This window comes from Fibrella arboris (genome assembly GCF_041321095.1).
Lineage (GTDB): Bacteria > Bacteroidota > Bacteroidia > Cytophagales > Spirosomataceae > Fibrella > Fibrella arboris.
Genome location: NZ_JBGGWE010000031.1, coordinates 1 through 6,620, shown reverse-complemented (window position 1 = coordinate 6,620; position 6,620 = coordinate 1). Strand labels below are relative to the sequence as shown.

8 protein-coding genes are annotated in these 6,620 nt (G+C 46.8%); 7 read left to right on the top strand and 1 reads right to left on the bottom strand.

Annotation, left to right across the window (positions count from 1 at the left end; all coding sequences use genetic code 11):
- Positions 1-406 precede the first annotated feature (406 nt).
- From ACAW75_RS26075 to ACAW75_RS26060, 4 genes are all read left to right on the top strand, one after another.
- On the top strand, positions 407-904 hold the full coding sequence (locus tag ACAW75_RS26075; RefSeq protein ID WP_370731727.1) for a hypothetical protein: 498 nt from the start codon (positions 407-409) through the stop codon (positions 902-904).
- A 927-nt stretch (positions 905-1,831) separates the two neighbouring features.
- Entirely contained in the window at positions 1,832-2,014 is a 183-nt protein-coding gene (locus ACAW75_RS26070) for a type II toxin-antitoxin system HicA family toxin (protein WP_018621199.1), read from the top strand.
- 15 nt (positions 2,015-2,029) lie between these two features.
- On the top strand, positions 2,030-2,419 hold the full coding sequence (locus ACAW75_RS26065; RefSeq protein WP_370731726.1) for a hypothetical protein: 390 nt from the start codon (positions 2,030-2,032) through the stop codon (positions 2,417-2,419).
- Between the two features lie 663 nt (positions 2,420-3,082).
- Entirely contained in the window at positions 3,083-3,586 is a 504-nt protein-coding gene (locus tag ACAW75_RS26060) for a DUF4304 domain-containing protein (protein ID WP_370731725.1), read from the top strand.
- 941 nt (positions 3,587-4,527) lie between these two features.
- Here the strand turns inward: ACAW75_RS26060 and ACAW75_RS26055 are convergent.
- Positions 4,528-4,650 carry a hypothetical protein gene (locus ACAW75_RS26055; protein WP_370731724.1) on the bottom strand — a complete coding sequence of 41 codons (123 nt, stop codon included), beginning with the start codon at positions 4,648-4,650 and terminating at the stop codon, positions 4,528-4,530.
- Between the two features lie 281 nt (positions 4,651-4,931).
- Between ACAW75_RS26055 and ACAW75_RS26050 the strand changes: the two genes are divergently transcribed.
- The 3 genes from ACAW75_RS26050 (at position 4,932) to ACAW75_RS26040 (ending at position 6,225) form a co-directional block, all read left to right on the top strand.
- Positions 4,932-5,186: a type II toxin-antitoxin system Phd/YefM family antitoxin gene (locus tag ACAW75_RS26050; protein ID WP_370731723.1), complete on the top strand. Its 255-nt coding sequence runs from the start codon at positions 4,932-4,934 to the stop codon at positions 5,184-5,186.
- A gap of 26 nt (positions 5,187-5,212) precedes the next feature.
- Positions 5,213-5,497 (top strand): type II toxin-antitoxin system RelE family toxin, encoded by a 285-nt coding sequence (locus ACAW75_RS26045; protein WP_370731722.1) that lies wholly within the window; start codon positions 5,213-5,215, stop codon positions 5,495-5,497.
- A 350-nt stretch (positions 5,498-5,847) separates the two neighbouring features.
- Complete coding sequence (locus ACAW75_RS26040) at positions 5,848-6,225, top strand: hypothetical protein (protein WP_370731721.1); 378 nt, start codon at positions 5,848-5,850, stop codon at positions 6,223-6,225.
- The last annotated feature ends 395 nt before the right edge of the window (positions 6,226-6,620 follow it).

Genomic DNA, 6,620 nt, shown 5'->3' with positions numbered 1-6,620 from the left:
CGCAATTGGCTAAATCGGTGATTGATCTGTTAGCTCAGTTGCGAGCTAATCCCAAACTCATTACTGCTTTCTTTCGCAAGAAGGAGGTAGGTTTCTTTACAGACTAATTCACGCATCAATAATACAGCTATTCTATCATACAACTGGTATCCCAGCTACCCAAGTTCATGACGCTTTAGAAGATACATTATTACTTAAAACGTCTTTTTGGTGGCTTTTTTATTTTGGAAAAGTTAATCTAAGTTTACCGTTAAGAGATAGAAATAAATATATAATTTTTTTAGAATCACTAAGAGATTTTATTCCTTATTTCTTTTACTTCGCATTCAGAAGGCAAGCTTCTGCGTTTTATGATATAATTCTTACCGCAGAGTATCTTGATGTAAGTAAGTCATCACTAAATCCTTTGGACTTAGAATTATATTCAAAAATAGATAAAATAAAAATTGCAAATATCTTTAAGAAATTTGAGAAAAACGTAAAGAATTATCTAAAAATAAATATGTTTAATAGCTCAGGTGAAATCCTGACTGCTAAATCTAAATTCGATATATTTTCTAACTATTTCTCGTTAGCTTTGATCACCGTTGCTAACGACATAGATGAGACTTATACAGAATTAGGCAAATTAGAGGGAAACCTTATAAGCTATTTTTCAAATTTTGGTGTAGACTTTGATGTACTAAACAAAGAACTTGCTTTCAATGCCAAGAATTATTCTGAGTTTGATGCGATTGATAAGTATTTTCATTCATTTTCAAAAATGTGTTTCGTTCATTTAAGAGCTATGGACTATAAAAACTTACATGATTTCTTTTCACTTAAACGTTCTCTTTATTTCTTTTTCTTAACGACGAGTGATCTAAAGAAAGGTCTTTTCGATTTAAAAAGAAGTATTTTTTAGAAATTCTAAATATCGTCTTGTCCACAACTAGGCATATAAACCCGTTAACGTACCTGATCGCCACCGCTTAACAAGCTAGTCTTGTACGCTTCGGCCTCTCTCGGCTTGTTCGGTTTCGTGCGTCGTTGGTTCGCGCTGCAGGGGCCACTTACCTCTGACAGGAAACTGTCCGGCTAGCCTGAGCGGCACCCAACGAGCAAAGGGTGTAAAGGTTGTAACGTACCTGCGTTTTAGCTAATCTTGTGGTTCACCATCAGCCCTTTGGGGCGTTGGGTGAACCGTCCATGCAAGTGGGTATTTCGCGTTACGGGCGACAGGATAACGAATTGATAGTGAGCGCTCTTTGTGGGTTTGCCACATACCTCTTGACAGTTTGGCGTCTGTTCGACAGCACGTTTTTATCGGCTTATCACGTCTAGTTGGACAGGCCAATTAATCGTTGACAGCCCGCTGACAAATGCGTTTCGCGCGACAGTGCAGCGTACCTGAGTAGGAGTGATGACAGCCTGGTCTGCCCGTTTTCGGCCTCTCGCGGCTTGTTTGGTTGTGTGCGTTGTTGGTTCGCTCTGCGGGGTCCACTTACCTCGGACAGGCATCACTCGGAGTAGGCCAAAGCGGCATCCCAACAAAGACAAGGGTGAAAAGGTCAAAGGCACGTATCTTTCCGTAAGTAAAGCGACTCCCATCAGCCCTTGTGGGTGTTGGGTGACCCGTTCATGTCGGCGGGTATTCCACGTATCGTGCGACAAAATAGCGGACTGATAGTGAATGCTTTATTGGTTTGCCACGCGTCGGGCGACAGGTCACCACAGCGAAAGCACGTTGAAAATATATATCGGCTGACAAGGCAAACAGGGAATGTATATAGTCTCAGATTCTTGCAAGTTAGGCGCAAAATTGCGACTTTAGCATTCAAATTAGTAGAGCATGACCGCTAAAGAGATACTCAAGTTGCTTTATGAGGATGGTTGGGTCGATAAAACCCAGAAGGGGAGTCACCTACAATTGGTGCACCCTACAAAATCCGGTAAAGTTACCGTGGCTATCCACAAAGGCGATATGCCAATCGGCACGCTTAACTCTATTCTTAAACAAGCTGGACTGAAATAAGCAGCTACGCACGCTATGGAACGGATTCAACTTATTATTGAGGCAGGTACTCAACAAGCTGACCAGTCAGGTTTTTGGGGGCGTTTGACGTATGAGGACAATCTGATTGTCGATCATGCAGACACTGTCGACGCATTGCAACAGAATATGAGACAGCTTCTACTGGATTTTCATGATGTGACTCAGGTGGAGTTTGATTTAGCTTATGATCTCTACGCCTTTTTTGAGCATTACACCTACTTGAAGATCTCTAAGATTGCTGATTATGCTGGACTAAATCCGTCCTTACTTCGTCACTATAAATCTCAAACCAAGTTTCCATCAGCCGAGCAGGTTAAGCGGATTGAAACGGCGGTTCACCGACTTGCTAACGAACTGAGGGATGTGCATTTAGTGGCAGCTTAGCTGTAACAAGACTTGGATTGGCTGGTCTGTCAGTTTGGGCCCCTCTCGGCTCTTTCGGATTTGTGCGTTGTTGGTTAGCGCTGCGTGGTCCACTTACCTGGGACAGGAATCACGCGAGTAGGCCCATGTGGCAGCCCAACCGGCAAAGGGTGCAAAGGTCAAGGGCACGTACCTGAGTTTAGCTTATCTTGTGGCCATCAGCCCTTTGTGGCGTTGTGCGAGATGCCCCCTACCTGCCCTTGCTTTTGTCCTATTTTTGGGCTAGCTTGTGGGCGCGGGCAGCTCGCTGTCAAGGGAACACAAGCTAGCCCAAAAATGCACGGCCATCGCGTCAGCCCATCCCCCGGATTCGATGGGTGTACACTAAAGCCAAGGTTGGTCGAGACCGGGGGACCGTCGGCACAACAGAGCAAGGGTGAACACTCCCTATCGGTCGCGTCAGCCCTTGCAGGAGTTGGGTGCGAGTACATAAAGTGCTTGCAGGGCGAGTTCGTGTGACAGGTTGAACGCCCCAGTTAGGCAGCTTTAAGCTTCCATTTCCGGGTTCCGTGCGACAGTGCGAACGCCTTGAGCAGGCAGGTTTTGGTTTGCATTGGTGCGCTCCGGCGACAAGTCAATCGCAGTAATAAACAATCTGAAAAGATTAATAAGCAATAGGGCAATATGACCGCCAAGGAGAAGCAAACAGAGTTTATAAAGTCATATCTAAAACCAACCTTGAAACAGCATGGTTATCAAACATCAGGACTGACTTGGTGGAAAGACAGAGGTGATTTTTTTAACGTTATAAATCTTCAAAATTATTCTTGGAACTTAAGCAATAGTGTCCACTTTAGATTCAATATCGGAATGGCCTTAAAGGCAACCGTCAGAAATGAACATAAAAAAAAGGTGACCTACCATGATTTAATAACTCATATTGACGAGGGAGTTTTTTTACCAGATAGAATTAACAGAAAATTTGGCAACAATTTAGGTTATTCAATAGAAGTGGAGACTATTCTAAATGAGTTTATATCTGTACTTAAAATTGATTTTGAAAATTATATTATTCCAGGTTTAGGAAAATTTGAAAGTTTAGATGATTGGCTTAGATTTTACGAACGTTTTCCAGTTTTATACGACAGTTTGAAGAGAAAAATACAGGCGAATGATTTAAAGATTTAACTGAAAATATAGTTCCCGTGGGGCGTCACCGGCGACAGGTTACACGTCCCGAAGGAGAGGTTCAGCCCAACGAAAATGAGGGTGTAAAGGTCGGAGGTACGTTTGTTTCTTCTATCTTGTGCGCTCACCATCAGCCCTCATGGGCGTTGGGTGAACCATCCATGTGTGGGTCTCCGGCGACAGGAAGCACGTCCCGTGGGAAAGTAATTCAGCCCAACGTGGGCAGGGGTGTAAGGGCTCGCTGCGCTCCCCATCAACCCCTGCGGTCGTTGGGTGACCCGTCCAAGTCAGTAGGTATTTCACGTGCCGGGCGACAGGGTAACTGATTGATAGTGAGCGTTCTTTTGTTGGCGTTTCGCGCTCCGGTCGACAGGTCAAAGCCCGTTTGACAGCGCGTTTTGGTTAGTCTGCCACGTACTTGGCGACAGGCCAATCAACCGTTGACAGCACGTCGACAAATGCGTTTCGGCCGACACAGGAACGTACCTGAGCAGTCACGACCGACAGTCTCGGTTTGTTTGGCTCGGCCTTTCTCGGCTTATTCGGTTGTGTGCGTTGTTGGTCAGCTCTGCGGGGTCCACTTACCTAGGACAGGAAAAACGCGATTAGGCCAATGCCGCATCCCAACTCAAACAAGGGTGAAAAGGTCGTAGGCACGTACCTGAGTTTGGCTTATCTTGTGGCCACCATCAGCCCTTGTGGTTGTTGGGTGTTCCCCAGTAGTTTGCCTGCGTGGGCGGATTTCGGCTGACAGGGTAAGTGCTTGATAGTGAGCGTTTTTATTGAATTTTCACGTTACCTCTGACAGGGCCACGTACCTGGGACAGAACGTGCCGAAGGCGTTACGGTCGACAGGGTAACGTACCTGCGCGGGCGGGTTTGCCAGCCTCGGCGGACAGTATTCGGCCTCTGGCGGTGAGTTTGGTTTTGTGCGTTTTTGATTAGCTCTGCCTGGGTTGGTTACCGTTGACAGGAAACTGCCCGGCGTGCGAAGTGACACCCAACACGACAAAGGGTGTAAAGCCGTTGGCAACGTTGTTTGTGTTCAGTAGAGTGGTGGCCATCAGCCCTTTGAGGCGTTGGGTGATCCAGTCATGTAAGTGGGTGTTTCGCGTCTCGTGCGACAGAATAACGATTTGATAGTGAGCGTTCTTTGTTGGTTTACCACGTACCTGTAGACAATCTAACTTTCGTTCGACAGCGCGTTTTTTTCTGGCGTTTCTCGTCTGGTTGGACAGGCCAATCCATCGTGGAAAGAACGTAGATATTCTGTACGGATTTTACATTTTGTACAGAACTTACGACCTTTGTTAGAAGTTATCATCTTATAAACCTCTCAAAGATCATGGCACAGTCAGTTAGCAGCACACAGGATGCGCGCAAGAACTTTTCGGAGATCGTCAGCAAAGCAGCCTTTGGTAAGGAGGCTACTATCATTACACGGTCTGGCAAGAATGTAGCTGCCGTCATCTCCTTTGACGATTATGAGTTTTATCAGCAATTAGAAGATAAGCTTGATGGTGAACTAGCCACAGCTCGGTTGGCTAAGGAGAGCAAGCGATACTCCACTGAGGAAGTCAAAGCCCGTTTAGGGCTCTAAGCAAGGACTTCAAAATCGACACTTGCATGAGTCTTGTTTACCGCATTGAATATGATGAAGCTGCGCTGGAAGATCTGCTCAAACTGCCTAAGAAGATCCAACAGCAACTTATCAAAGCGATTAGCCGGTTAGGGGAGTCCCCGCGCTCAGGTAACATCAAGCAACTCAACGGCTATGACAAACTATTTCGACTTCGGAGTGGTGATTATCGGGTTGTTTACACAATCGAAGATGATGTAATCATCGTTACGATTGTCGCCGTTGGACCACGCAAGGATATATATGACTTGTTAAAGCGCCGAGTAGATTAGAATCATTAGGCAGCTCTGCGGGGTCCACTCGCGTTGGACAGGCATCACTCAGCGCGTTCAACGCGGCAGCCCAACAAGCGAAGGGTGCAAAGGTCAAGGCAACGTACCTGTGTCTGGCTTATCTTGCGGCCATCAGCCCTTCGGGGTGTTGGGCCTCGGCCAAGTCTTTTCGGTACGGCTGCGTTTCGGGCGACAAGATAAGCACATAACAGTCAACGCTTTTTGTGGGTGGCGGCACGTACGAGCTGACAGGTCCGGCTCCGGCGACAGAACGTATAGTGAATCATTCAAAGCCGTTTAACAATATGCCCCTTAGTAAAGCCAGCCTTCAAACGCCCTGTATCATGACAATGACCAGTCTGCTCGTGTCTGGCATAGTCGGCGTAAGCTACTTCATCTTGAACGCAAGTCCAACTACCTCGCTTTTACCCTCATCAATCAGGCAGTGTCGATCTTGTCAGGCAGCACAAACCTTAGCGGCTGATGACTTTAAAGCAGCTAATTATCAAGTGATTCAATGGGGATTGCCGGACCGTGATTCACCCGCTTTTATTCAGGCCGAGTTGTTGCAACGTACTTACGGTATCAAAACCATCTTTGGCGGTTGTGTGGGGCCACCGATTGCGGAGTGCTATGACCAACATATGCGAAAACTGCTGAGTGCCAAATATGGAGCGACCATCTACCAAGAAGCCCGCAATAAAGCGTTAAAGCAAGCAGGTTATTAGCTCCGCGTGGTCAGGTCACGGCTGACAACAAGCACTCGTGAGCGCGACGTTTTTTGCCCAACGAACTGAGTGTGTAAAGGTTAGCGGGGTACGTGTGTTTTAGCTATCTTGCTTCATCCATCAACACTCAGGGGCGTTGGGTGATTCAATCATGTAAGCGGGCATTTCACGTATCGGTCGACAGCATAACGAATTGATAATGAGCGTTTGTTTGCTGGTTTGCGGCGTCTTGGTCGACAGGTCAATCACCGCTGGACAGCACGTTTCAGTCGGCTTGCCACCTGCCCGGCGACAGGCTTTTCACCGCTGGACAGCACGTTGTGCAAAACGGCACGGCCGACAAAGTAACGTACCTGAGTAGGAGTGATGATAGCCTGGTCTGCCCGTTTTCGGCC